Source organism: Paenalcaligenes niemegkensis (assembly GCF_022230885.1).
GTDB lineage: Bacteria > Pseudomonadota > Gammaproteobacteria > Burkholderiales > Burkholderiaceae_B > Paenalcaligenes > Paenalcaligenes niemegkensis.
On record NZ_JAKGCT010000004.1, the window covers coordinates 285781 to 311316 of the forward strand.

25 protein-coding genes and 4 pseudogenes are annotated in these 25536 nt (G+C 53.2%); 25 read left to right on the forward strand and 4 right to left on the reverse strand.

Annotated elements, in window-relative coordinates; all coding sequences use genetic code 11:
* Positions 1-87 precede the first annotated feature (87 nt).
* The 23 genes and pseudogenes from L1889_RS05275 to L1889_RS05375 all read left to right on the forward strand — a co-directional run bounded on the left by L1889_RS05275 (position 88) and on the right by L1889_RS05375 (position 20058).
* Positions 88-717 carry a DUF2889 domain-containing protein gene (locus L1889_RS05275; RefSeq protein WP_308217597.1) on the forward strand — a complete coding sequence of 210 codons (630 nt, stop codon included), beginning with the start codon at positions 88-90 and terminating at the stop codon, positions 715-717.
* A gap of 74 nt (positions 718-791) precedes the next feature.
* Complete coding sequence (sucC, locus tag L1889_RS05280) at positions 792-1952, forward strand: ADP-forming succinate--CoA ligase subunit beta (protein ID WP_238664250.1); 1161 nt, start codon at positions 792-794, stop codon at positions 1950-1952.
* 21 nt (positions 1953-1973) lie between these two features.
* The gene (gene sucD / locus L1889_RS05285; RefSeq protein ID WP_238664251.1) at positions 1974-2855 is read left to right on the forward strand and encodes a succinate--CoA ligase subunit alpha; all 882 of its coding nucleotides are present in this window, start codon (positions 1974-1976) and stop codon (positions 2853-2855) included.
* 322 nt (positions 2856-3177) lie between these two features.
* Positions 3178-3839 (forward strand): annotated as a pseudogene (locus tag L1889_RS05290) (TerC family protein).
* Complete coding sequence (locus tag L1889_RS18360) at positions 3836-3961, forward strand: hypothetical protein (protein WP_257793851.1); 126 nt, start codon at positions 3836-3838, stop codon at positions 3959-3961. The pseudogene L1889_RS05290 and the gene L1889_RS18360 overlap by 4 nt, the downstream one beginning before the upstream one ends.
* Before the next feature lie 3 nt (positions 3962-3964).
* A complete protein-coding gene (gene hemC / locus L1889_RS05295; RefSeq protein WP_238664252.1) occupies positions 3965-4915 on the forward strand; it encodes a hydroxymethylbilane synthase in 951 nt (316 codons plus the stop codon).
* A 7-nt stretch (positions 4916-4922) separates the two neighbouring features.
* Positions 4923-5726, forward strand: coding sequence for a uroporphyrinogen-III synthase (locus L1889_RS05300; protein ID WP_238664253.1), 804 nt, complete (start codon positions 4923-4925; stop codon positions 5724-5726).
* Between the two features lie 24 nt (positions 5727-5750).
* Positions 5751-7493 (forward strand): uroporphyrinogen-III C-methyltransferase, encoded by a 1743-nt coding sequence (locus L1889_RS05305; RefSeq protein WP_238664254.1) that lies wholly within the window; start codon positions 5751-5753, stop codon positions 7491-7493.
* Positions 7494-7496: 3 nt separating this feature from the next.
* A complete protein-coding gene (locus L1889_RS05310) occupies positions 7497-8990 on the forward strand; it encodes a heme biosynthesis HemY N-terminal domain-containing protein (RefSeq protein WP_238664255.1) in 1494 nt (497 codons plus the stop codon).
* A 25-nt stretch (positions 8991-9015) separates the two neighbouring features.
* Positions 9016-9554, forward strand: a pseudogene (gene ppa, locus L1889_RS05315) (inorganic diphosphatase).
* Positions 9554-10248 (forward strand): annotated as a pseudogene (locus L1889_RS05320) (fumarylacetoacetate hydrolase family protein). Before ppa ends, L1889_RS05320 begins: the two co-directional pseudogenes overlap by 1 nt.
* A gap of 464 nt (positions 10249-10712) precedes the next feature.
* Positions 10713-10976, forward strand: a complete 264-nt coding sequence (locus tag L1889_RS05325; protein ID WP_238664256.1) for a Flp family type IVb pilin — start codon at positions 10713-10715, stop codon at positions 10974-10976.
* Positions 10976-12262: a hypothetical protein gene (locus L1889_RS05330; protein WP_238664257.1), complete on the forward strand. Its 1287-nt coding sequence runs from the start codon at positions 10976-10978 to the stop codon at positions 12260-12262. The genes L1889_RS05325 and L1889_RS05330 overlap by 1 nt, the downstream gene beginning before the upstream one ends.
* Positions 12262-12531 carry a TadE/TadG family type IV pilus assembly protein gene (locus L1889_RS05335; protein ID WP_238664258.1) on the forward strand — a complete coding sequence of 90 codons (270 nt, stop codon included), beginning with the start codon at positions 12262-12264 and terminating at the stop codon, positions 12529-12531. The genes L1889_RS05330 and L1889_RS05335 overlap by 1 nt, the downstream gene beginning before the upstream one ends.
* A gap of 55 nt (positions 12532-12586) precedes the next feature.
* A complete protein-coding gene (locus tag L1889_RS05340) occupies positions 12587-12898 on the forward strand; it encodes a hypothetical protein (RefSeq protein ID WP_238664259.1) in 312 nt (103 codons plus the stop codon).
* The gene (locus L1889_RS05345; RefSeq protein WP_238664260.1) at positions 12895-13461 is read left to right on the forward strand and encodes a hypothetical protein; all 567 of its coding nucleotides are present in this window, start codon (positions 12895-12897) and stop codon (positions 13459-13461) included. The genes L1889_RS05340 and L1889_RS05345 overlap by 4 nt, the downstream gene beginning before the upstream one ends.
* A 199-nt stretch (positions 13462-13660) precedes the next feature.
* Positions 13661-14659: a Flp pilus assembly protein CpaB gene (gene cpaB / locus L1889_RS05350; RefSeq protein ID WP_238664261.1), complete on the forward strand. Its 999-nt coding sequence runs from the start codon at positions 13661-13663 to the stop codon at positions 14657-14659.
* Positions 14646-16160 carry a type II and III secretion system protein family protein gene (locus L1889_RS05355; protein ID WP_238664263.1) on the forward strand — a complete coding sequence of 505 codons (1515 nt, stop codon included), beginning with the start codon at positions 14646-14648 and terminating at the stop codon, positions 16158-16160. The genes cpaB and L1889_RS05355 overlap by 14 nt, the downstream gene beginning before the upstream one ends.
* Positions 16147-17211, forward strand: coding sequence for an ATPase, T2SS/T4P/T4SS family (locus L1889_RS18365; protein WP_257793852.1), 1065 nt, complete (start codon positions 16147-16149; stop codon positions 17209-17211). Before L1889_RS05355 ends, L1889_RS18365 begins: the two co-directional genes overlap by 14 nt.
* On the forward strand, positions 17205-17831 hold the full coding sequence (locus L1889_RS18370) for a TadA family conjugal transfer-associated ATPase (protein WP_257793853.1): 627 nt from the start codon (positions 17205-17207) through the stop codon (positions 17829-17831). The genes L1889_RS18365 and L1889_RS18370 overlap by 7 nt, the downstream gene beginning before the upstream one ends.
* Positions 17832-17899: 68 nt before the next feature.
* Positions 17900-18748, forward strand: a complete 849-nt coding sequence (locus L1889_RS05365) for a type II secretion system F family protein (RefSeq protein WP_238664264.1) — start codon at positions 17900-17902, stop codon at positions 18746-18748.
* Between the two features lie 346 nt (positions 18749-19094).
* Complete coding sequence (locus L1889_RS05370; protein ID WP_238664266.1) at positions 19095-19619, forward strand: type II secretion system F family protein; 525 nt, start codon at positions 19095-19097, stop codon at positions 19617-19619.
* Between the two features lie 109 nt (positions 19620-19728).
* On the forward strand, positions 19729-20058 hold the full coding sequence (locus L1889_RS05375; RefSeq protein ID WP_238664267.1) for a hypothetical protein: 330 nt from the start codon (positions 19729-19731) through the stop codon (positions 20056-20058).
* A gap of 115 nt (positions 20059-20173) precedes the next feature.
* Here L1889_RS05375 and L1889_RS05380 read toward each other — a convergent pair whose 3' ends face one another.
* Together L1889_RS05380 and L1889_RS05385 are read right to left on the reverse strand one after the other, a co-directional pair.
* Entirely contained in the window at positions 20174-20977 is an 804-nt protein-coding gene (locus tag L1889_RS05380; RefSeq protein WP_257793854.1) for a BPSS1780 family membrane protein, read from the reverse strand.
* Positions 20978-20999: 22 nt separating this feature from the next.
* Positions 21000-21967, reverse strand: a pseudogene (locus L1889_RS05385) (homoserine kinase).
* 305 nt (positions 21968-22272) lie between these two features.
* On the opposite strand from L1889_RS05385, the gene dusA reads away from it, so the two are divergent.
* Positions 22273-23220 (forward strand): tRNA dihydrouridine(20/20a) synthase DusA, encoded by a 948-nt coding sequence (gene dusA, locus L1889_RS05390; RefSeq protein ID WP_238665861.1) that lies wholly within the window; start codon positions 22273-22275, stop codon positions 23218-23220.
* A 7-nt stretch (positions 23221-23227) separates the two neighbouring features.
* On the opposite strand, the gene L1889_RS05395 is transcribed toward dusA, so the two are convergent.
* Together L1889_RS05395 and L1889_RS05400 are read right to left on the reverse strand one after the other, a co-directional pair.
* Positions 23228-23683, reverse strand: a complete 456-nt coding sequence (locus tag L1889_RS05395; protein WP_238664269.1) for a CBS domain-containing protein — start codon at positions 23681-23683, stop codon at positions 23228-23230.
* The gene (locus L1889_RS05400) at positions 23667-25040 is read right to left on the reverse strand and encodes a YihY family inner membrane protein (RefSeq protein ID WP_238664270.1); all 1374 of its coding nucleotides are present in this window, start codon (positions 25038-25040) and stop codon (positions 23667-23669) included. Before L1889_RS05400 ends, L1889_RS05395 begins: the two co-directional genes overlap by 17 nt.
* A 79-nt stretch (positions 25041-25119) precedes the next feature.
* Here L1889_RS05400 and L1889_RS05405 point away from each other — a divergent pair, with 79 nt between their 5' ends.
* Positions 25120-25527 carry a DUF2069 domain-containing protein gene (locus L1889_RS05405; RefSeq protein ID WP_238664271.1) on the forward strand — a complete coding sequence of 136 codons (408 nt, stop codon included), beginning with the start codon at positions 25120-25122 and terminating at the stop codon, positions 25525-25527.
* Positions 25528-25536 lie beyond the last annotated feature (9 nt).

A 25536-nucleotide genomic window follows, 5' to 3' on the forward strand; every position in this document is an offset into this window, starting at 1 on the left:
GCTGGCCCAGGCTTGCCATTATTGTGACTTATCAGCACCGAACATCAGCATAGATACCTCATTGTCTAGTTATACGCAGGATACGAGGTGCGTTATACTCGATTAGTAATTCGTCTTTTCTCATCATTAAATCGTTTCATGCCGCTTCCTCCACCTACCGTATCACGTGAGCCTCTCCATACCCGAACCATCCGTGCGCAAGCCTTTGCGCGCGTCGACGGTCAATGGGATATCGAGGCCGAGCTGATCGACATCAAGGCCTACGACTTTCCGCATGCTAAAGGTGGTGTACATAAGGCGGGTACGCCCGTGCATCACATGCTGTTGCGTATTACGATTAACGATGAACTCACCATTACCGATGCCGTTGCTGTCTACGATGCAGCCCCGTATGGGCAATTGTGTGTCTCGATTTCTGACGCGTACCAGCAACTTATAGGCTTGAATCTTGTAAAGGGATTCCGCAGAGCCGTACGAGAACGTTTTTCCAAAACGGCGGGATGTACGCACATGACCGAATTAACCGATGTATTACCTACCGTAGCCATTCAGTCCATGGCAAACCGGGTTCACAGCACGAACCCGCCCACCGGAGACGAGCCAGTCAAGCCGTTCCATATCGATGGCTGTCATGCGATGCATAGCTCTGGCGAGGTAGTGAAAGTGAAATATCCCCGATGGTATATAGCACCTCAAGTCGAAGTGGCTGGGGTGTAAGTAAGTTGGGCAAGGTTGTGTCGGCACGCCGACGACAGTTTTTTCAATGTGTTTTTAAGACTGACAGGTAATAAATGAAAATTCATGAATATCAGGGCAAAGCACTGCTAAGGAAGTACGGGGTGGTTGTGCCACGTGGTAAGCCAGCATTCTCCGTCGATGAAGCAGTTGCCATAGCCGAAGAGCTGGGCGGCCCGGTCTGGGTTGTTAAAGCGCAAATCCACGCAGGCGGCCGCGGTATGGGTGGTGGCGTTAAGCTGGCCCGTTCCATCGACGAGGTGCGTCAACTGGCCAGCGAAATTCTGGGCATGCAGCTGATTACTCACCAGACCGGACCTGAAGGTCAAAAAGTACGTCGCCTTCTTGTTGAAGACGGTGCCGACATCAAAACCGAATACTACGTCGGTATTGTTACCGATCGCGAGACCCAACGCGTGTGCGTTATGGCCTCGGCTGAAGGTGGTATGGAAATCGAAGAAGTGGCCGAGAGCAATCCCGATGCCATTCTTAAAGTCTTTGTTGATCCGGCTACAGGCCTGACTGACGCCGAAGCCACAGGTCTGGCTGCCGGTATCGGCGTGCCCGAGGCCTCCCAGGCCAAAGCGGCTGTCGAGTTCCAGAAACTTTATAAAGCCTACTGGGAAACTGATGCCTCCTTGGCTGAGATCAATCCCTTGATCCTGACCGGCTCTGGCGACATCATGGCACTGGATGCCAAGTTCAATTTCGACACCAACGCCTTGTACCGTCAGCCTGAGCTGGTCGAGTACCGTGACCTTGATGAAGAAGACCCTGCTGAAGTTGAAGCCAGCAAGTACGATTTAGCCTACATTCAGCTCGACGGTAATATTGGTTGCCTGGTCAATGGTGCTGGTCTGGCAATGGCCACCATGGATACCATTAAGCTGTTTGGCGGTGAACCCGCCAACTTCCTCGACGTAGGTGGCGGTGCCACAGCCGAGAAGGTAACCGAAGCTTTCAAGATCATGCTTGCAAACCAGGGCGTCAAAGCCATTCTGGTCAATATCTTTGGTGGCATCATGCGTTGTGATGTTATTGCCGAAGGTGTTATTGCCGCGTGTAAAGCAGTCAACCTCAACGTGCCGCTCGTCGTGCGCATGAAAGGTACCAACGAAGAGCTGGGTAAACAAATGCTTGCCGACTCCGGTCTGCCCATCATCAGTGCCGACACGATGGCTGAAGCAGCCACCAAAGTCGTTGCCGCAGCCAAATAAGTACGGGAAAGGGTTTAATAAATGTCGATTCTGATCAATAAAGACACAAAAGTCATCACGCAAGGTATTACTGGTAAAACAGGCCAGTTTCACACGCGTATGTGCCGCGAATACGGTAACGGCCAGGAAGCTTTCGTTGCGGGTGTCAACCCACGTCGTGCTGGCGAAGACTTCGAAGGTATACCTATTTACGCAAACGTCGGTGATGCGCGTGACGCAACGGGCGCAACGGTTTCAGTTATCTACGTACCGCCAGCAGGTGCTGCAGCGGCTATCTGGGAAGCAGTAGAAGCCGATCTCGACCTGGTTATTTGCATAACCGAGGGTATTCCTGTTCGTGACATGCTCGAATTACGTAACCGCATGCGCGCTGAGAACAAGAAAACCTTGCTGCTCGGGCCTAACTGCCCAGGTCTGATTACACCTGATGAAATCAAGATCGGTATCATGCCCGGCCATATCCATCGTAAAGGCCGTATCGGGGTGGTCAGTCGCTCCGGTACCTTAACTTACGAAGCCGTGGCTCAAGTTACCGAACTCGGCCTGGGTCAATCCAGCGCAGTTGGTATTGGCGGTGACCCCATCAGTGGTCTTAAGCACATTGATGTGCTGAAAATGTTCAACGATGACCCCGATACTGATGCTGTTATCATGATCGGCGAAATCGGTGGTCCGGATGAAGTGAATGCCGCGCTATGGGCTAAAGACAATATGACCAAACCTATTGTCGGGTTTATTGCTGGTGTGACTGCTCCTGCCGGAAAACGCATGGGCCATGCTGGCGCCTTGATTTCTGGCGGTGCTGATACTGCTGACGCCAAACTTGAAGTAATGGAAGCTTGCGGTATTCTTACAACCCGCGATCCTTCTGAAATGGGCAAATTGCTTAAAACGGTTCTTTAAGCTTTTCGTATCAGCCCCGTACCGAAAACGTTTAATAGCCGAAGCGGTACGTGCTTCTCTGCTAGTGTAAAAAGAAACACCCCGTTGCTTTTAAAGGCGCGGGGTGTTTCTTTTTATAATAGGATTTGAGCGTATTGGGGTGATTATTATTAATTGCCGCTACATTGCATATAGTATACAGTTCATTCTGTTTTGCTTTTGTCGTGAGTTTCACGCAACTACACTAAATTGCGGTATAAACCAGCTACCCCAGTTTCCATATAAGGAAAGAAATGATCGAGTTTTTGAAACGCTCCATTGGGGCGCGCTCTTACAAATCATAATGATCGATATCTTGCTGGGCGGCGACAATGCAGTGGTCATTGCTTTGGCTTGTCGAAAGCTCGATCATAAAAATCGACTCAAGGGTATTTTTGGGGCACCGCGGGCGCCATCATAATGCGCGTCGTATTGATATTTTTCGCCTTGACCCTGCTTGGCATACCTTTTCTTAAAATCGTGGGCGCTATTCTTCTGGTCTGGATAGGACTGAAGCTTCTGATGCCTGACGAGGGGCACCACGATGGTATTCAGGCCAGCACATCAGTGTGGACTGCAGTCAAAACGATTTTAATTGCCGATTTTGTAATGAGCCTGGATAACGTAATTGCTATTGCTGGCGCAGCCCAAAATGTACATTTGGACCATCAAATGGGTTATGTGATCTTCGGATTGCTGTTGAGTGTCCCCATCATTATCTGGGGCAGTACCTTGGTTTTGAAGCTTATCGATCGCTTCCCTGTGGTCGTAACTTTTGGTGCGGGCTTGCTGGGCTGGATAGCAGGCGGTATGCTGGTTACAGATATTATTGTCGAACGTCAATTCGGTGTTATACCCCAAGGGTATAAAATAGCTGTCGAGCTAGCCGTTGCCATTCTCCTGGTTGTTACTGGTAAATGGCTGGCCAGGCGTAAAACAGCAGTAAAACAAAGGACTACATCATGAGCTTTATACGTAATTCGGATCGCAAGAAGCACGAATCCGGTTTGTCACTGCTTCAGGGCCTGGGCATACTTGCCCTCATCGGTATAATCGGCGCAGCAGTAGCGCGCTACTTTGCAGGCTAGGCAATGTCGTCAGTAACACCTGAAACCCTGGTTATAGCCACGCGAGCCAGTCGCCTGGCCGTGTGGCAAGCTGAACACGTGCGTGATCGGCTTAAAGTCTTGTACCCCGACTGCGATGTACAATTGCTCAGCATGACGACTCGTGGAGATCAAATTCTTGACCGTACCTTATCCAAGGTAGGCGGGAAGGGGCTGTTCGTCAAAGAGCTGGAAACCGCGCTTCTTGATGGCAGGGCTCATCTGGCAGTGCATTCCTTAAAAGACGTGCCATTTGATTTGCAACATCCGTTTGCCTTACCCGTGATCCTCGAGCGTGGTGATCCCCGTGATGCTTTTGTATCGCCTAAATACGATGAGCTCGCTGCCTTGCCGGCAGGCTCTGTCGTAGGAACCTCAAGCTTACGACGTGAATCGCAAATTCGAGAACGCTACCCTCAACTGGTGGTTAAGCCACTGCGCGGAAATCTGGATACCCGCTTGGGCAAACTCGATAACGGGGACTACGACGCTATTATCCTGGCCGCTGCGGGTCTGGCGCGTCTGAATATGGGCGATCGAATTCGCTCCTTCCTGTCATGCGAAGAGAGCTTGCCATCAGCAGGGCAAGGAGCCCTGGGCATTGAAATTCTTGAAGAGCGCACCGACGTTGCTCAGTGGCTGGCACCTTTGGCGTGTCCACTCTCTACCAGCCGGGCGCTGGCTGAGCGCGCCGTGTCGCGCGTGCTGGGCGGTTCATGCCAGGTACCGTTGGCTGCCTATGCCGAACTCGATGCTGGGCAGTTGCATATTCGTGCTCTGGTTGCCGAGCCAGATGGCAGCCATGTCATCCGTGCCGAAACTTCAGGTCCAGCCGATCAGGCAGAGGCTTTGGGCGAATCGGTGGCGAATGACCTTCTGGCCAAAGGAGCCCGAGAAATTCTGCTCCGCCTATCAGCAGAGAACGCACAGGAATAGGGTGTAGATGGCGCCTACTGTAACTGCAGTGCTGACACGCCCTCAAGGGCGTAACGAGGCTCTGGAGCAAGCGCTATTGCAGCGTGGCATCCCGAGCCTCATTCTTCCTGCCTTGCAGCTGGAAGCTATAGACTTCTTTGATGAATTCCATCACCATCCCGCTAACTATGACCTGATTGTGTTCGTCAGCAGTACGGCGGTGTCGTGCTATCTGGAAGCCCTTCGCCTCCGCTCGATAACATGGCCTGAAGGTCTTTGTGCAGCTAGTGTGGGCGCAGCCAGTGCTAGCGCTTTATATCGCTATCCTGGTCTGTCGCCGGGTCTGATCATCCACCCTGATGAGTCCGATCCCGACCAGGATTCCGAAGCCCTGTGGAAACAGCTTGAGCTGCGAAAGATGAAATTCAGACGGGTGCTTATCGTCCGGGGACAGCAAGGGCGCGAATGGCTTTCTTCGCGTTTTGCAGACGAGAATGCTTCGGTTGAGCGGGTGACAGTGTATCAACGGGTACCTGCCTTCTGGACTGATCAACAAAGTATCGCCCTCCAGCATGCACTTTCGGGCGATTCTTGTGTATTCTTGTTAACGAGTTCTGAAAGCGTTTGCGCTATGATGCAAAACATCGTTCGCCTAGGTATGGAAAAGTCGTGGGCGAAGCTAAGGTTTGTTGCCATTCACGAACGCATAGCAGAACGACTACAATCAGAACTCCTTGCATTGGGGCTACCCCAAGCGACTATGCTTTTTCGGTCTTCGCCCGGTATCGATTCGATGTGCAATGCCATTGTCGATGCTGCAAGAGCCAATTAGTCTTTATCGGATTACAATCTTGCCATGACAGACAAAACAGATAAAAAAACCGAGACTGAAAAAATCATACAGGTTGAGACCAAATCCAAACCTGAGGTTATTCCTGTTGCCGATTCCAAGCCGGCAGCTACAGTCGCACCGAGCCAGAAAGCTCCCGAGCCAGTTGCCGCTTCCCAGAGTACGGTAAGCCGCGATCCGTCCGGTCGAACTTCTGAAGATTCCAAAGCCGGGCCAGCGGCTAAGCCGTCTGCAGAAAAGTCGGCTACTGCTGGGGTTCAGGCAGCCACAAGTGTGCCGCCCAAAGCAGCCAGCCCTGCCGCTTCAGACAACGAAAGGGCAAAAGCGGCAGCAGCTTTAAAGCCGCCTCATGAAAAAACCGCCTCCAGCGGATCAGGTGGAGGCGGCTCTACTGTGCCACCAGCTCCGCCAGCCTCCTATGGGGCAAAGAAGGACAAATCGTCTGCAGGCCCTGTACTGCTGACTGCCGTTGTCATTGCTGCAATTGCCGGCGGAACGATCTGGTATTTGCAGCAGCAGAACTCTCGTCACAGTGCCGATCTTGAGCAGCAGTTACAAGCCAACATTCGAGCCAGTCACCAGGCCGGTGAGCAGGCCCAGCAGGCACTGACTCTGGTGCGCGAGCAGCAAAGCAAGCTGCTAGGTCTGGAAAAACAGCTGGCCGATACCCGAGAACAGGCTACTGATCTGCATCAGGCGTTTCAGACGCTCACCGATGCCGGCACAGAAGTCATCTTGCTCAATGACATAGACCATCTCGTCACTATTGCGCAGCAGCAGCTGTTGCTGGGTGGCAATATTGCCAATGCCATTGTTTCCCTGGAAACTGCTCAGGCTCGCCTGGCTCGCGCCAATCGGCCTACGCTGGCTTCACTGCAGCAAACCATCAATGGCGATGTAGAGCGATTGCGCGCGACGTCCACCACGGATGTACCAAGTCTGTCGCGTCAACTCGACCTGTTGTCAGAGCAGCTAAATAAAGCGCCTTTATTGATGCCTGATGATACGAAACTCCGCACTGACGCAAACCCCACTGCTGCGCCATCCGCTCCCTTGATAACCAGGGACGAGCCCGACCCTGCCGATCCCTGGTGGAAGCGCACGGGTGATACCGCACTGCATTGGGTTGATCGGGGCTGGGCAGCGGTACGTCAGGATCTCGGCGAGTTCATTACAATTCGTCGGGTTGATGACGCCTCAGCCCTGTTGCTGTCACCTGAGCAGGCCAGTCGCTTCCGCGATAATTTACGTCTGCGGGTCAGCTCTGCCAAGCTGGCTCTTATGACCAACCAGCCTACCGTCTGGGAGGCTGAAACAGCAGCAATCGTGAATGCCATTGAGCAGCGTTTCGATGGGCAGTCGGCCGCAACCGCAGTCGCGTTGCGTAATGCATCAGCCTTAAGTCAGGTTCAGATAGTCAGTCAATTGCCGAACGTTGATAATAGTCTTAGTGCTATCGAAGCTTTACTGCAAGGTCAGGCAAATAAAACGGTTGATCGTCCGAATGTAAGCGTACAGCCTGAAGTTGAAGCAACAGACCCACCATCGCCTGCGGAAGAGCCTGAGGCATCGCCCCAGGCTGGCAGTGAAAGAGATGCTCCTGACGCTCAGCCCGACGCTCCAGCCTCTGACAGCAACGTCGAACCTGGAGACGAAAGCAGCCCCGCCGATGATAACGTTCACGCCAGTCTCGAGGTAACGCTTTCAAACTCACTGCGTGCTGAGCCCGTGGTTTACCGACAGGAGTAAGTAATGAGAACCTGGTTCTGGACTGTCATTCTACTGGTTGCAGCGGTCGCTCTTGCGCTGGTGCTACGTGACCATAGCGGTAACGTTGTCATCGCTGCTCCTCCTTATCACATCAGCTTTTCGCTCACTTTTGGGGTGTTAAGCGCGCTGGCGGTATTTTTCGGTATTTATGTTTTCATCCGGTTTTTAGCATGGGTCAGCGGAAGCCCAGAGCGCTTTCGGCTATGGCGTGGTCACCGTGAGCAAAAGCGCGATCGCGATCTGCTCGAAAGTGGCTGGCTGAACATACTCGAAGGGCGTTATGGCCAGGCTGAAAAAGACCTTTCCAAATTGCTGTCCAAGACACGTTCAAAAAGCAGCAAGGTACTTGCCGGTTTGGCCGCTGCCCGTGCTTCGCATAATCTTGGCGAATACAACCGCAGAGATGAAGCGTTGTCGCTGGCGATGGATGTAGCAGGCGGCGATCCGCGGCTAAAGGTGGCTGCGGCGACGGCATCAGCTGAAATGTACATGGATCAGGGCCAGCCTCAACAGGCCATTGATCTGTTGCAGCCGTTGCAGGATGCCAGCTCGCGTTACTTTCATACGACGCGATTGCTGCTTCAGGCTTATCGCCAGCAAGGCGAGCACGAGCGAGTTTACGAGTTGACGCGTTTATTGCTTAGGCGCAGTGCCATTGATCGTGACGAAGCCTTGGTGGCCATCGAAACGGCTGCGGCGGCACGTATTATGGCCGGTGGTCCGGATCACTTCAAATCGCTCTGGAGCGATTTGCGTTCCGATGAAAAGACGCTACCCGCCATTGCCCTGGCTGCAGCTGCCATTAAAGAGCAGACCGGCGAGTACGATGATGCGGCTCGCATTCTCGAGGCCGCTATTAATGTGCGTTTCGACCCCAGACTTATTCATGCCTATGCACAGTGCCCGCCCGAGTTCTATGCGCGCCGCTTAAGCAAGGCAGAAGAGTGGTTGCGCAAACATCCGCATGACTCTAATTTGTTGGCCGCTTTAGGTCAGCTGTGTCTCACCGGTCAGCTGTGGGGGCAGGGCGAGCATTATCTAAAACGCAGCATGAAGGTGCGCAACGACATGCGTATTCATGCATTGCTGGGTAATTTGTATGACGGGCTAGGCCGTACCGCCGATGCTATAAAGCACTGGCGTTTATCGGCATCGGTAGCAGGCTCTTTACCTGTGTTTGTGGCCAACCGGGCTCTGCCTGCAGCAGATACCAGTGATGATCCTACCCTCATTGACGGTGCCTTTGTAGGCTCAGGCGCCGAGATCGAGCGTAGTTCCCGGCAGCCTATTGCTGCGAGTGCCGCCGACTATCATATGGATGAGAGCCATGTGCCGCTCGTCGTTGCGCCTGCGCAGGTTCCGGCCGACGTTGCCATCGACGATAGTGAAAGCGACGATGATTATTTCGACTCCGCGCCTATTCCCGGCGTGGACACTTCTATTATTTCCGACCGGCCGAATCGTCGGATCGATTAATTACTGTTATTTTTAAGGTTCTGGCATGAGCTTAAATCGCATCACCCCGGAGCGAACGCTCCTGAAGAGTTCAACGTTATCATCGAAATACCGATGAACTCCGATCCCGTGAAGTACGAAATCGACGATGAAAGCGGTGCGGTTTTTGTCGATCGTTTTATGTTGGCAGCAATGCACTATCCGGTTAATTATGGTTATGTGCCCCAGACCATCTCTGAAGATGGTGACCCGGCTGATGTGCTTGTCTTGTCACCGTTTCCCATCAATGTGGGTGCTGTGGTCAAGTGCCGCGCGATTGGCGTGCTGCCAATGGAAGACGAAGCGGGTGGCGATGCCAAAGTGCTGGCTGTACCGGTGACAAAGCTTTACCCTCCTTACCGTCACATCAACACTCCGGACGACTTGCCTGAAGAAGATCTCGCGCGTATCAAGCACTTCTTCGAGCGTTATAAAGACCTTGAAAAAGGCAAATGGGTAAAAGTTAAAGATTGGGAAGGTCCAGAGGCCGCTAAACAAGAGATTAGCAACAGCATTGCTCGTTACGAGCAAGCTAAGAAAGCGTAATGAGCTGGGTTATCAAGCCTCAAGCCCAGGCGGGGCTCGAGGTCATCAACAGCAGCGATCGTTTCCCTGTCAATCGTATCTTTTGTGTAGGGCGTAACTACGCCGAGCACGCCCAGGAAATGGGCCACAGCGGACGTGAAGATCCTTTCTTTTTGCAAAACCTGCACATGCTACCTTTGGCTTAAGCGAAACTGGGATTATCGACTGGCCTTACCCTGGTCGCACCAGTGATGTTCACCATGAAGTCGAACTGGTTGTGGCGCTGGGTGCGGGCGGTGTCAATCTTAGTCTTGAGCAGGCTGAACAGGCTATTTGGGGTTTCGCCGCCGGTCTGGATATGACTCGCCGCGACCTGCAGGCTGAAGCTAAGAAGCAGGGCCGTCCCTGGGAAGTGGCTAAAGCGTTTGATCACGCCGCGCCCATGGGACCACTGTATCCAAAAAACAGTGTGCCTTCGTTCGTCGAAGGTTCGATCAGTCTGTTCGTCAATGACAACTTGCGCCAGCAGGGCGATTTGTCTCACATGATCTGGCCGGTAACCGAAACTATCGCCTATCTGTCCACCTTGTTTGAACTAAAGGCGGGCGATCTTATTATGACGGGTACACCTGCAGGTGTCGGAGCCGTTAATAAGGGTGATGTATTACGCGTTGAAATACAAGGCTTTGCGCCTGTGCGGTGCCGTGTAGTGTAGATATCCAGATCGGTTTTCAGCGGGGATAAAGCCTCATTTCTGATAGCGACTATCGTTTCAGGAAATGAGGCTTTTTTATGGTTTCAAGCTTGCCTGCCCTCACAACCATCGCCATCATCAGCAGGCCGTTATGTCAAAGAAGCCGGCACGGCGTGCTTGTTTCCGCATCTGCCGCGACCAGCTGGGGGCGGATGAACTCGCCGCGCCCCGGCAGCGTCCGCCTTATCCCTGACTTCTCTTCGGCAGCCTGCAGCGCACACCTAATTGCCGACAATCCTCGAACAACGGTCGGCTGACACCTGAGCTAATACGCTCGATACGCCGACGCAGGTTCTGGAGCGCGTGATCGTACGCCGGTACGGCGAGGAGCGCCCAGCTATGTGACAGTCTCATCAAGCTCGGAATCTCCGAATTGTGTGGCCTCCGGTTGCCGTCCAAACTGAGGTCTTTTTAAGGAGAAAGACATGCGTTTGCACAGACGTCAGCAGGGGCAGGGTATGGTCGAGTATGTCATTATCGTGGCGCTTGTTGCCATTGCATCCATCGCTGTTTTTCAGCTGTTCGGGCAGGTAATACGTTCTCAAACAGCGGCGATGGCACATGAACTGGCAGGAGAAGACGGAACCAGTTTCAGTCAGGTGGCGGGCGGGGCAGCCAGGGCTGCTGGTGAACAGTCCGCAGCCAAGAACCTGCAGTCTTTTACGGGTAATGCCGGCGCGGGCAACTGATGAAGCGCGAGCCTACCTTGCAATCCGGACAAGCCCTGGTGCTGGCTATTGCGCTGACAGGTGTTGTGCTGCTGGCCGTGACGCAGTTCTACAAGCTAGCTGATACGGCAACTGCGCGCATGCGTCAAACCAGCAGTGCGGACGCTGCCGCCTACAGCGCAGCTTTGGTTCAGGCTCGCGCCTTAAATTATATGGCTTATCTTAACCGTGCTTATGTGGCCCACCATCTGGCGACAGCGCACATGCTGAGCTTGGCTTCATGGGGGAACTTTGCTGCCCAGGAGTCTCGCCAGCTGACGCGCAGAAACCCTCCGCCCTCGTTAATAACCATGATGTTTGGTCCATTGCACGGTAATGCCTACAGGCAATCAACCGCCGCTAGCGCGCTGAACGGTAGCCCCTACTTAGGCACAGATCTTGTTCAGGCGCTAACCGCTCATCAGCGTTATAGCAACGTAACATTTTTGGCGCTGCAGCAGTCATTGCAACGACACTTCCAGCCTCAGGCAGAAGCGGCAGCACGAGCTGTGCTTGCAGCTAACTTAGACTTGGATGATTTTGATGCAAATATAGACTTGCTGCTTGAACCAGATAGTGAGAAACCTTTTCGTACCCTGGCTGCCAACAGCTTTGTTGCGGACTGGGTTCACGGGCTAAGTCAGCAGTACGAGTTTCTGCAGCCGCGCAATCACACGGCTTATAACTTATGGTCAGTCAGTAAACGTTGCCCGCATCTGCGTCATCAGCTACGCCGGCGGGGACGCACCACACTCGATCGTGACGGACGCTGGTCCAGTGCTGATACGCAGTCCTATCATGCCCTGCGCTCGAATCGCTGGATTCTCTGCTATTACCGTGAATATGAAATGGGATGGGCCTGGATCCCTACTGCGAACACACAGATCATTGATGCTCCCACCGTAGATAGTCCGCCAGATGATTTTTCAGATCAGGCTTTCTGGCGGTGGGTAGAAGCGGTCGGTAAGTGGGATATCCATACCGGGGTTTCCAATCCGATGGCCTCCTCCAGGGCCAGGGCACAGGGCATGCGCCTGCCCGGATCCAGGCTGGTACCTGTGGCTGTGCTGGAACCGTCCTTAAGTTCCTTGCCTCTTTATCTTCGCGTCAGGCAAAAGCACAGTATTCCAGCTATAGACACAGAAGCCTGGGCCGAAGCCTATTTTGCGCATCCAGCCTTTAAAAATGAACGTCCAAATATTTTCAATCCTCATTGGCAGGCCCGCTTAAGGCCGAAACCAGATCCGTCAAAAGAAAAGGGGGCCTGATGCAGCGCGGTCAAGCTATCGTTGAGTTTGTTGTCGTCCTTCCCGTACTGTTGCTCTTTTTCTTCGCAGCACACTGGCTGCTTAACCTGCAGCATCAAAAGTCGAGCCTGCAGAACCAGGCTGCCAATGCTTCCTGGCTACTCAGTCGTATGGCTTCGCCTGATACCGATGAAGATCCTGCTGCTCAGCCGCTGAACGCTTTTAAAACACAAGGGTCGGGCTCAAGTGGCTCTTTTTTCAGCTGCCGAACAATGACGCTACCGTACTGATTGTTGACGGCTTGTCACAAGAATTACGTACAGACGACGGGGGCAGGCTTATCGTTTGAGCAGCAGCACCGTCCATGCACATCCAAAGCATCCAAAACTCCAGTCGATATCCTTAAGCCAGTCTCACGTGATTATGGCAGGGGCAGGGCATGCGGTAGCACCAGACTTAGTGCGGAGACGAATTGAGAATAGCGAAGCCTTATGGGCCAGGGCGCACAGAAACAGTCGAAATGCAGGCCGCCATATTACACACTACAGTGCGCCAGTCGACGCTGCATGGGGACGTAAAGGCCCCACTTTTGACTGGTTGACGGCGTGGGAAGCCGAGGTTCCGCAACGCTATACCAAGAAAGGGGCAAAGCCATGACGCATCGGGGTGCTTCAATCTCGAACTTAGGTAGCGTTTTTGCAGTAGTGCTGCTGCAGGCAGGGTTCCCGGCACTGGCGACAGCTCAGCCGGATTACTCTATGTCCAACGCAAAGTGGAAAAGTAGCGAGCAGATGGTTCAAAGTTTTACTCGCAGTCTGCGCCAGCAAGGAAGGCTGACGACTCCGCACAACGCGATTGATCTGCAAGGCAGTCAATTATTTGCCCGCAACTTCTGGCTTGAGGGGGCCACGGCAATGACGGTTCTGAAGCGCCTGCAAAGCGAACATCCGTTATTAAGCCGGCTTCAAGTCGCTCCTGACGAATTCGTGCTGAGTGGCCAGGATGAAAACACCCACTGCATGGTCAGCCTTAAAGGCGTCGAGCTACTTAAGCAAACGGTGATGATTAGCTGCGCTACGTTAAGCCAGCGCCATGCTGAAGCTATTTTTCCGCATCCTGCACTTTCAGTACGGTGGTCTTGGCACGAACATCTTCCGGCCCAATCGGTTTATCAGCAGATCATTGAGATTCGAGAAAAAGAGAGAACACGCCAGCCCTAATCGAAGCGGCATTACGCGAAGCCGGATGGGAAGTTGCGTCTGACGGACAAAGTTTAACGGCTACACAAGAGGGCCGACATTTGGTGCTCAGTTATCTTGACGATAAGCGATGGAATAACGCGGCTTATGTCATTGAAATACGTTCTACAGAAAAACCTGTTTCCGCTTTATCGCGTTAATTCCGTATATGAGAGTAAAGATGAAAAAGCTCCTCAATGCCATGACATCTAAACAAGGGCTATTGGTGTCGATCTCCTTATTCTGCGCACTGATGGCGGCGTGGTCAGGCAGCCGCTATCTAAAGGCCAAGGCTCAAGAGCTGGAAGATCAGGCTTCAGTGACACAGGTTCAGCGGGTGGTGGCTGCTCATGATTTATCGTCGGGCACGGTCATCGAAGCTGAGGATCTGGCACTTCGTCACTTTCCGGCTGGCAGTGTTAGCAGCGATAGCGTAGAGGGCAATAATTATTTGAAGCTCGAAGGGCAAATGCTTAATCATGCTCTCAGTGCAGGGGATTTGATTCTGCCGGCTCACCTGAGCGCCGTTCCCTATGAGGCCTTTTCCGGTCTCCTGCGTGAAGGACGCCGTGCCATCACTATTCCGGCTGATGCCTTAAGCTCGGTGGCGGGTCTTGTCAGAGCCGGGGACACCATCGACGTGTATGTGTCTTTTGATTATCAGCGTCGACGCATCACGGCGCCCATACTGCAACGAGTCAAGGTGCTCGCGGTCGATCAGGCTGTAGACCTGTACGACAGCGAAGGGGCAAGCAGCGTCAGTACCCTGACGCTGGAAGTGAGCCCTGAAGATGGCGTGGCACTATTAGCGGCGCGTCAGGCAGGCACGATCACTGCGATGCTGCGCCACCCAGGAGACGAGCAGTTATCGGATGCGGCGATGCGCGGTGACCTTGCAGCCTTACTTGGCATCGCTCAGGCCCCGGTAACTCGGCGCCCGGCTTCTGCACCCATCATTTACGGCAATCAACAGACTCGGCGGGTCCCGGGATTGAACCCCACCGAAGCCGTTGCGCGATATCCCCGTGCCTTGTTTTCCTTGCCCCAGAATGCGTATGGCCTGGATGGCGCCTATATGGATTCCGGTGCGTTAAATGATTCGCATACGCCGCTTTATGACGAAGCTGGAGTTGGCCCGGACAATCTTGATACAGGAGTCTACCCTCATGCCGAGCCCTAATCTTGCGACTGCATTTCGAGTATGCGCTACTGTCCTCGTGCTGCTTGGTAATCCACTTGTTGCGCAGTCCATAGAGAGCTGGCAGATGCAGGTCGGTGACATGCGGGTACTGAGCGTACCCGACATTGCCAGGGTGGCGGTCGGAGATGGCCACGTGGTGAATGCCGTGACCACGGATGAAAAGGAAGTCATTGTCTTCGCCCGTAATGATGGCACCAGTGCCGTACAGGTTTGGCGTGTGGATGGTTCACGTACTGAGTATCTTGTGCATGTGACGCCTGGTGGAGTGCGACAGGCCAAGTCCGAGCTACGGCAGTTACTGTCCAGGATCCCCGGCATTGAGCTTAGTGATGTGGGCGACAAAATTGTGGTTGAAGGTGCCCACTTAACCGACAGCCAGCGAGGACAGCTGCAGGCCTTGAGCCTGCGTTACCCGCAGCTTCTTGATTTAAGCGATGCACAGGGCTGGGACGACATGGTGCTGCTCGATGTGCAGGTGGTGGAGGTGCCCCGTAATGCGATGCGCGACCTGGGCGTACGCTGGGGGCAGGGAAGTCTAGGGGGCATGAATGCCGGGCTTGCATGGGAAGGTGCAGCCTCTCGCCTGGGTGAGCTTCCCGGTGAACGGCCCTTTGCAGTTGCAGCGGGAACACAGGCAATGAGCGGCTATTTTGGTCTGAATGCGCTGCTGTCATCACGTGTGCACGCCTTAAGCGAAATTGGGGCAGCTACGGTATTAGCCCAACCGCAACTGTTGGCACGCAGTGGTACAACAGCCGAGTTTCTGGCGGGCGGCGAAGTGCCCTACACCACTACCGATAGCAATGGCACCAGCAGTACCGAGTTTAAGTCGTATGGGGTATCGCTACGAATTACACCGCTCATTCAGCGTTCGGGCGCAGTACGGTCTCAAATAGAAGTTGAGGTCAGCTCCATAGGCCCCAGCCTATCCCTTCCAAGTGGCCCCTCATTGAAAACCCGCCGGGCCGCAACCGAGTTTAATGTGCAGTCCGGACAAACACTGGTGTTGGCAGGGTTTATTTCCCGCGAGCTTTCCAGAAATATCGACCGTGTGCCCGGTTTCGGGCAGCTTCCCATCCTTGGGCGTCTATTTAGTTCTGAACGCTTCAGGCGTAATGAAACTGAACTTGCCATTTTTGTCACCCCCGTTGTTGTGGATGCGACTCACCCTGATATGCAGGAACGCGTACATCGGGCGGAGGCTCTGCTGCAGCAACAGTTTGGCGAAACAGAAGTGATGAATACACGCATTCGTGATCAGGGGGCTAAGGGGGCCGACGCGACTAAAAATGGAGGGCGCCCGGAATGGGCGATGACCGTACGCGGCCTGGAGGACTTCACCCAAAGAGCAACTTTTCGTCGCAACAGCGACAAGCATAGCCGTGAGCAAACTCAAACACACGCCGCTTTACCGAAACAGGCTTTGACGGCTCAAGAGGCGGACACAGACTTTTTGAGGGAAAGCCATGTTAAGCCTTAATGTCGAATACCAAAATGGCGATGTACTGTTTGCGACCCTAGAGACTCCCTTTGTTATAGGCCGACAATCTCCGGCCAAACTTGTGCTTAAAGGGTGGCGGGTCGCCAAGGCTCATGCCGAAATCATGCGTAGCGGGGATGACTATTTTATTAAAGATATGGGAAGCCTGACGGGGACAGCTGTCAATACTGTGCGGGTTACCGAGTATGGACCCTTGCAAATGGGCGATTGCATTTTGATCGGCCCCTGCAAAATTACGGTGCTGCGCATTGGCATGGCTGCCGATACAGATGACGTGGCAGACGTCAGCAAGCCAAAGGAAGTACCTGGCAGTAAGCAAAGCAACCAAAGGAACAGGCCATCGTTTAACAGTTCAGATAAGCCAGCTATTCAGCCGACTCCAGAGCTTGATCCGTTCGCGGAGCATATCGCGCCACTGCATCAGAAGCTGGTAAGTGCTTTGGATCTGCGCAGGAAAAGCTACAGGCTGGACGCTATTGACAGTTTGCGGGCGCAAGCAGAGTCCTGTTTACATGAGCTGATAGCGAACGAGGCTGAGTTAGCGCCAGGCTTATGCAAGACCGCCTTGTCCAAACGCGTTCTTGATGAAGCTTTGGGATTGGGGCCGCTGGAAGAACTGCTGCGGGACGATAGCGTCAGCGAAATAATGGTGAATTCACCCTCGGAAGTATTTGTGGAAAGGCATGGTCTATGCGTGAAAAGTAGCTTGCAGTTCAGCAGTGAGGTGGCGCTGCTGGCCGTCATAGATCGTATCGTTTCTCCGTTGGGAAGACGTATTGATGACAGTTCACCAATGGTCGATGCAAGACTGGCTGACGGGTCGCGCGTCAATGCTGTGGTGCCTCCTATTGCTCTCAAGGGGCCCACGCTGACTGTACGGAAGTTCCCTCAGAGTCGTCTCAGCAGTGCGGATCTGCTGGCCAAAGGAGCGCTCAGTGACTGCATGGCGCTATTTTTACAAAGCTGCGTAGAAAGTAAAAAAATATCGTGGTGTCAGGCGGTACAGGTTCAGGAAAAACCACATTGTTAAATGTACTGACACATTTCATAGGCCCGGCCGAGCGCATTATTACTATCGAGGATGCGGCCGAGTTAAAGCTTAATCACGCCAATGTCGTCACTTTGGAAGCCAGACCACCCAATATCGAGGGTCAGGGCGTGATCAGCATCCGCGATTTGGTCCGTAATGCGCTGCGTATGCGTCCGGACCGCATCGTCGTGGGCGAGTGTCGCGGGGGCGAGGCTTTTGACATGCTGGCTGCGATGAACACGGGTCACGAGGGCTCATTGACAACCTTGCATGCCAACTCACCACGTGAGGCGATGAATAGGCTGGAGACGCTGGTCATGCTTGCGGGCATGGATCTCCCCATCAATGTGGTCAGGGACCATATTGCCGCAAGCCTGAATCTCATCGTCCAGCAAACAAGGCTATCTAGCGGCCGTCGAGTCATAAGCTCAATCACCGAAATCTGTGGCCTTGAGGGAGACCGAATCCAGTTGCAAGAGTTATTCCATGCCAGGGAGCTGGATGATGGCAGCGTAGAGTTCAAGGGGAACGGGCTGTTCCCACAAGGTTTTGACGCTAAGCGGGAGCTGCTCCGCTCCGAATGGTTCAGCTCCTACGTTCATTCCGCAGCTCGACCCTAGTGAAAAAGGCCGGCAATGTTCAGTTTGATATTTAATCGGCATGCACCGCTTTTGCAGAGGAACTTCAGATGTTGATTATCGTGTTTTTTGTTGCACTCGTAGCCGCGGTCGCATGCGCTGCTTATGTGATCATGCCTGTGTCACTGAGTTCGTGGTTCAACAGGAAAAAGCAGCTGGATGAGCAATCACAAAAAGCATTTGAAACTGTTTTCTTGTTTTTTGACTTGGGCTCGCTGCGTAGTGCGCTAAGTGCAGGGTTGGGACTAAGCTATTTTTTCCTGGTTGTGACCACGGGAAACCTCATGCTGGCTCTCAGTGCACCCTTAAGTTTGATGTTGCTGTGGCCCAAGTTGCTGGTGGCGGTTCAGGCCAGGCGTAAACGTTCTGTATGCAAGCAGCTACCGGATTTTATTCAGGCCCTGGCCTTGGGCTCGCGCGCGGGCCTGGGAATGCAAACCGCTTTTATACAGTTGGTACCGCGTAGTCCGATGCCTTTGCGCCAAGAGCTTGAGCTTTGTGTAAAAGAGCAGCAGTTGGGGATTAGCCTTCAACAGGCGTTATTGAACCTTCACAAGCGTGTGCCTCATGAAGGCACACAGCTGCTGGCGGCAAGTTTAGGCATGGTGCACCGTAGCGGCGGACGTATCGGTGAGGTGCTGAATCGGCTATCGTTAAGCCTGCGGGCCCAGCTGCACCTTGAGGCCAAGGTTCGTGCCCTGACTGCACAAGCTACCTTGCAGGCCTGGGTGATGGCCGCGATGCCACTCCTCATTGTGCTTGCGCTGACGCTGCTGGAGCCAGAACTCATGAGCCCCTTATGGACTGAGCCCAGCGGTTGGGGCGTGATGGTTACTGTGTTGTTGCTTGAGTTCGTGGGCTTGAGGACGCTCATGAAAATTGCCAATATCCGAGTTTAGCGATGCAGAGTCCATGGTTTTACCTGTCTGGCTTTTTCACAGCAATCGCCATTAGTATATGTTTTACAGTGCTCATGCCTCATGTTTCGCACTGGAAATCTGTACTTCAACAGAAGCTTGCGCAAGTACGCGCATCAGAAAGTACGATGCTGCCCCGCCTTGGAAGGCGTTTATGGGTCTATATGCCCTGGACAGTACGTCAGCATTTGCGTCGGGTTATCTCAGGAGACGAAGAGGGCTTTCTGAAGGCCGCCTGCACTATGCTTGGCATACAGGTTGTAATGGCAATCAGCATACTGTTGTGTATCTGTCTTTTTGGCTTTTTGCGAGCTAAGGCTGTCAACCCATGGCTAACAATCGCACTGATCGTTATCGGAGCAAGCGCCCCGTACTTTCAATACTTAAGGCGCCAGCGCAGCCGTCATTTTCAATTACGCAGCCAGTTGCCTTTTTTCTGGATATCTTTGCGCTTTCGGTAGAAGCAGGGGCTGGTACGGTTCTGGCTTTGCAATCCACCGTAGAAGCCTTACCCTTCGGGCCCTTAAGAAGTCTGATTGAGCAGGCGTTATTCGATATACGCTCGGGTTTGAGTCGAGAGCACAGTTTTAAGAAATTGGCGCTTGATAGTGGAATTCCGGAGTTGGCGACGTTGGCTAGCAGCATAGAAAATGCTGTGCAGATGGGCTTAAGCCTGGTTCCGGTACTTCGATCTCAGTCTGACCAGTACCGCCAGGAACGTTTCTTAAGAGCTGAGAAAGCAGCGCTTGAGGCCCCTGTCAAGATGCTGCTTCCCATTGTGAGCTGTATCTTTCCCTGCACGTTTCTGGTGATTGCCTATCCCATTGTCTACGGTTTACTGTCGTCGCTCTAAGAAATTAATAGGTGCCCTTATTCAGTTATGCCGCGAGCAATGCTTTCAGGCTTTAAGCGATGAAACCCTATGGAAATTAAAGCAGAAGTGCTTGTTTTAGCGGTGACCTATGAGTGAGAGCACAACATTGACGACCTGCGCAGAGCCGTTGACTGTGCTTAAGGTACAGAGTTTCAGAGCCCGCCTTTTGGGGCTGCATAAGCTGAAGCGTGAGCAAAGGCAGCGTACCGTATTGTGGTTTCCTGATTGTCGCTCAGTGCACAGCTTTTTTCTGGACAGCGCCCATGCACTGGCGTTTCTGGATGCCGAATTCAACTTGCTTGAGCCCCAGAAGCGTATGGCGGTCAATCGCTGCTATTGGCACGCTAAAGCCCGTCATGTGCTTGAGTTGCCGGTTTTTTTGAGCTATGGCGTCCGGACTCGCTTCAGGCCAAGGTAAACAGTCTAATTACGAGGGCGACGGTGATCTAATGGACAGGGCAATCAACAGCAAGAAGCCCTGAGTCCCACACGGAAACGGCGCGGGCACAGGGCTTGATTTTTTGCGGTATCAGTTATTCGTCGGCGTCGAGAACGTTTGCTTGCTCGCGCCTGGCCATGGCGCTGGCGCCGAATACTGATAAATAGATGGGATAAAAACTGCAGTACAGTATCGCCATCAATGCCAGGGTAATGGGCGTGGTCAGCAATTGTATGCTGGCTACGCTAAAGCCCAGGCTCAGCAGCAGATGCCCTAACTGGTGCATCAGGTAATACAAGGCCGCCCAGCATATGCCGTATACGATGAAGGGTAACTTATTACGCCAGCAGGCTACCATCGAATAGAACAGTGCTTTTTTTATAGGAATATGATGCCATCCAACCAAGGCGGGAGCATGCCAGAACAGGGCAGATATTAAAATGTAGAGGCCGGTGAAGGTCAGCATGGGGGCACGCATTAAAGCCAGTATTTCAGATTCTTCCACCTGTCCCTCTTGGGGGATGGCGTTGATGATGCCTTCCATAAAAGGTAAGGTCGCAACGATGCCACCGGCCAGGCACACCAACATATAAAGCAGCCCTAGCCTGATAAGCGGCCTCCTGACTTCAACGGGCTTAATGGGCTTGAGCCAGGCATTCAAGGGTATGGTTTCGCCTTTGGCGATGCGATGGCAAGCGTTCAGTGCAATGAAAGTGAGCAAGGGAGTGGCGGAAATTAATGCCATCTGCCCCAATAATGGCACCAGGTAGCTCAGGTTAATGAGCATGTTGGTGACAAGGCTCCAGAAAAACATAGCCATGGGCTGGCGTTTAAAAAGGAGCATTCCTTCTCTAACCCATACCCACCCGTACGATAATGGCAGTGTAGCTGCTTGCATGCGTGTATCTCTAGTAACTGAGTTAGCGTAAATGAGGAGCTTCGTGTGCACGTCGCTCGCGCAACACGCGCTCGAAGTGACGAGGGTCGTGCGGTTTGAGCGTCTGCGCAGGCCTGGGCAGGTAAAAATCATACAAGCGCGAGATCCAGAAGCGCAGGGCGGCTGCCTGCAGCAGGCAGGGCCAGGCCTCGCGTTCGGCTTCGTTGAAAGGCCTTACGGCGTTATAGGCTTTTAACCAGGCCTGCACTTTTTCCTGATTGAATTTACCTGTGTTTCTGTTGATGCACCAGTCGTTTACGCTGACGGCCACGTCAAACAACCAAGTGTCGCAACCGGCAAAATAAAAATCAATAAAGCCGCCCATAACAGGAGCTTCACTGGTTCCTGCAAACAATACATTGTCGCGAAATAAATCGCAGTGTGCCGGGCCTACGGGCAAAGAGGCGTATATGGCCGTGGCAGCGAAGGCCGTTTGTTCGTCCAGTACGGTGAGCAATAGTTCACGTTGATCAGGCGTGAGGAAGTCAAGTAGCTGGGGGCGGTCTGTTGCCACCACTCCAGACCGCGCAAATTAGGCTGTTGTATAGCAAAATCTTTGGCAGCAAGATGGGTTCGAGCCAGCGTAGCCCCGGCCAATGCGCAATGGCGAGCAGAGGGGTCGGGCTCGTAGCCGCCGGGCAAACGACTGACGATTGCCGTAGGCCTGTCGTGAAGAGTGGTCAGGCGCGAGCCGTTTTTCAAGGTCTGGGGCTGGGGCACGGGTATACCTTGCTGCGCCAGATGATGCATCAGTTCGATGTAAAAAGGTAATTGCTGCGCGGTGAGTACTTCAAACAGCGTAAGCACAAACTCGCCCTGCGTGGTGGTCAAAAAGTAGTTGGTGTTCTCAATGCCAGCACTAATGCCTCGCAAGTTAATGAGTTCGCCTATGTCGTAGGTGCGTAACAGCGCGCGGGCGTCGTCATCTGAAACGGGGGTAAAAACAGCCATACTTTATGAAATAGATCGAGGTAGAGTTGGGTTGCGCCATGGACGGCGATCGAATCGCTAACTTTAACCTTTTTATGGCAATGCTGCGACAGTCTGCCCGCTTTCACATGAACAAAAGGCCAGGTTTCGCCTTTTATCGTGCGATATCGTGTCACGGGAGATTGCTGACGTAAAATAGAGCCTTATATGATTAAATTTTTTGGTATTGATTCGTGCCTTTGTCTTTTTCATCTACGCTAGATTCCCCGACCTCTGAAGTGGTTCAGTCCAAGGCCCTGACGGATTGGGCTTTGTGTGTGGCTCCCATGATCGATGTTACCGACCGGCATTGTCGCTACTTCCATCGTCTGCTCGCACCCAAGGCCCGGCTGTATACCGAAATGATTACTACGGGGGCGCTGCAGTATGGTGACGTCGACCGTCTGCTTCGCTTTGACGAGTCTGAAAACCCCATCGCACTGCAGTTGGGCGGAAGCGATCCGGCTGCGCTTGCCTTTAGCGCCAAGCTGGGTGAGCGCTGGGGTTACGATGAAATCAATCTCAACTGTGGCTGTCCTTCCGAGCGTGTACAAAAAGGCGCATTTGGAGCTTGCTTAATGGCTGAGCCGAAGCTGGTCGCCGACTGTCTGCGTGCGATGCAGGATGCGGTGTCCGTGCCTGTTACGGTAAAGCACAGACTTGGCCTTGACGACGAAGACAGCTATGGTTTTGTCCGCGATTTTGTAGGCGTGCAGTACGAGGCAGGTGTGCGGGTGTTTATTGTGCATGCCCGAAATGCCGTACTTAAAGGTCTTTCGCCAAAGCAGAATCGCGATATACCACCCCTGCGCTATGACTGGGCTCATCAGCTGAAACTTGATTTTCCCGATGCATTGTTCGTGCTTAACGGAGGGCTTGCAACGGCTGAGCAGTCGTTAGCCGAACTCAATCGCTTTGATGGGATCATGCTGGGCAGGGCAGCCTGGCATACGCCAGGCGTGCTGCGCGAAATCAGTTTGTCGCTGTGGCCAGAGCTGCGGCACGAGCCGGACGAGGTACTGGTTCAGCGTATATACGAGTATGCAAAGCAGGTGGTCTCAGAAGGGTTGGGCTTGCGACTGGCCACACGTGCTCTGCTAGGCTGGCCGCACGGCAAGCAGGGAGCCAGGCAATGGCGGCGCACCTTGTCTGATGCGCCTACCATGAATACTAATAACCCTGACGTCCTGCTTGATGCCTGGAAAGAACTTGAAAACGCTCAGGCGGTTGCGTAAGCGAATGCTAAGCGGCTCCTTCCTGGTCGCTGGGCCAGTCTCGAATGTAGGCCTTTAGCATACGATTCTCGAATTCCTGTGCTTCGACAATGGCTCTGGCCATGTCGTAGAACGAGATAACACCCATCAGGGTCGGGCCGTCCATGACGGGCATATAGCGTGCGTGCTTGTCCAGCATCAGGCGCTGTACTTCGTCGGCGCTGGTGTTGGGGGTAACGCTAACCGGCGCGTCGTCCATAATGGCTCTTACTGTGCTTTGTTCAGCTCCTCTTTTCGAGCTGTGCAGATGCCGGATCAATTCGCGAAAGGTCAACATTCCCACCAGTTGACCATGCTCCATAATGACCAGCGAGCCCACATCTTGTTCGCTCATGATCTCAATGGCTTTATCGATGGGCATGTCGGGCGAGGCGGTATAGAGTATGTTTCCCTTTACCCTTAATATTTCACTGACTTTTAGCATGGGGTGACTCCTGAGCAGTGCTAAGAGGTGAGCTTAGCGTATTTTCCAAAGATTCTGATAATTGATTAAGTGTCTCGGGCGATTGAAATAATTGCTTTAGACTAAGTGAGCGGTTACCTAAAGTTGCTGTCAAGACACCCATCATTGAGCGTGTGACAGGATTGTCAGCCTGGGTGCGGTTGATCAGAAAGGTATCAATCAGGGGTGCCAGCACCTCGTTGTTGGTGTCGCAGGTCAAGGCCCAGCGCTCTATATCGTCTTCGACGGTATTAGCCAGGTACCCCAGCTCTTTGAGACGTTTGAGCACGGGACTCAAGTCGGTAGGGTCCCGGCGCAGGCGTTCGCTGAGTTCATCCAGGCTCAAGCCTATGGGGGTCTTGCCTTGATGGTGCCATAGTTCGCAAAGCAGGGCGACGGCATTGACAAAGGGGGCCCCGGAGTGCGGAATGGTATGCCAGTGACGTTTGCGTACATCGGGCAAGATAGCCGCTACCGAGGCCCCCAGTAAAATCACCATCCACGATAAATACATCCACATCAAAAAAATGGGAACGGTAGCGAAGGTGCCATAAATGAGTGTGTAAGTCGGAAACTTGGTTAGATAGAATGCAAAGCCATTCTTTAAGATTTCCAGGCACACGGCAGTAAATAGGCCTCCGACCAATGCATCGCGCCACAGCACCTGGCGGTTGGGTACATAGGCAAACAAGGCAGTCAGGCCAATTACCGTTAACAAAAAGGGCAGGTACGAGAGGCTGAACCAGGTGATAGCAGCCAGGTCGCCTATGTATCCTAGCGACTCGCGTGCGACCACCGAACTGGCCCAAATGCTTGCGCCAGCCAGTATCGGACCCAGGGAAATAATGGCCCAATAAACCAGAATGCGTTGTCCCAGAGGCCTTTTTTCGGTGACCAGCCAGATATCGTTAAAGGTTTCATCGATAGTGGAAATAAGCATGATCGAGGTCACGATCAGGAACAAGCTACCGACTGCCGTCAGGCTCGAGGCTTTGGCGGCAAACTGGTTGAGGTAGGACATAACCGTTTCGGAGACGGCCGCCGGCATCAGATTGGTCGTCAGGAAGCTTTCCAGGGAGCCTTGAAACTCATTGAACAGCGGAAAGGCAGTAAATAATGACAAGACCACGGCCAGCAATGGAACAATCGCCAGAATGGTGGTGAAAGTAAGGCTGGACGCTACCTGCGTCAGCCTACGCTCAGCAATGCGGCCAGTCATGAAGGACAACGTGCTTTTTGTATCGCTCCACCAGGAAGACTCTGACGGCTCATCGGGCGCAGCGTCTTGCTCGGTTTGTACAGGCGATATATGGATATCCGCGGGCTCAGGCTTAGTCATGACGAAGGCAACACCAATTTGTAGGGCAAAGTTAAAGGCTTTGGTGCCTTTATAGTTCGGTTCAGGTGATAATAACAGTATGGAACAACGATTGAATCCCGTATTACACCGAGTGGCGGCCTTTGCGCTGCTTGCTTTGATCATTCTTTGCCTGGGCTGGGAGCTTTGGTGGGCGCCGTTGCGCCCCGGCGGATCCTATCTGGTGCTGAAGGTAATTCCCTTGCTGTTTCCCTTGAGGGGCGTACTTAAAGGTAATTTATATACGCTGCAGTGGGCTTCAATGCTGGTCTTGCTCTATTTTATGGAAGGCTGTGTGCGGGCCTGGTCCGACCCTGGCATTATGTCGGTTTATTTCGGCATCGCAGAGATCGTGCTCTCCAGCACCTTCTATTTTTGTGCCATTTTTTACTTGTGGCCTGCCAAGAAGGCCGCCAAATACCGTGCTCGGCAATCCAAGGAAACCGCAAACTCTAAGTCTGACGGCTAAGGTAGGTAT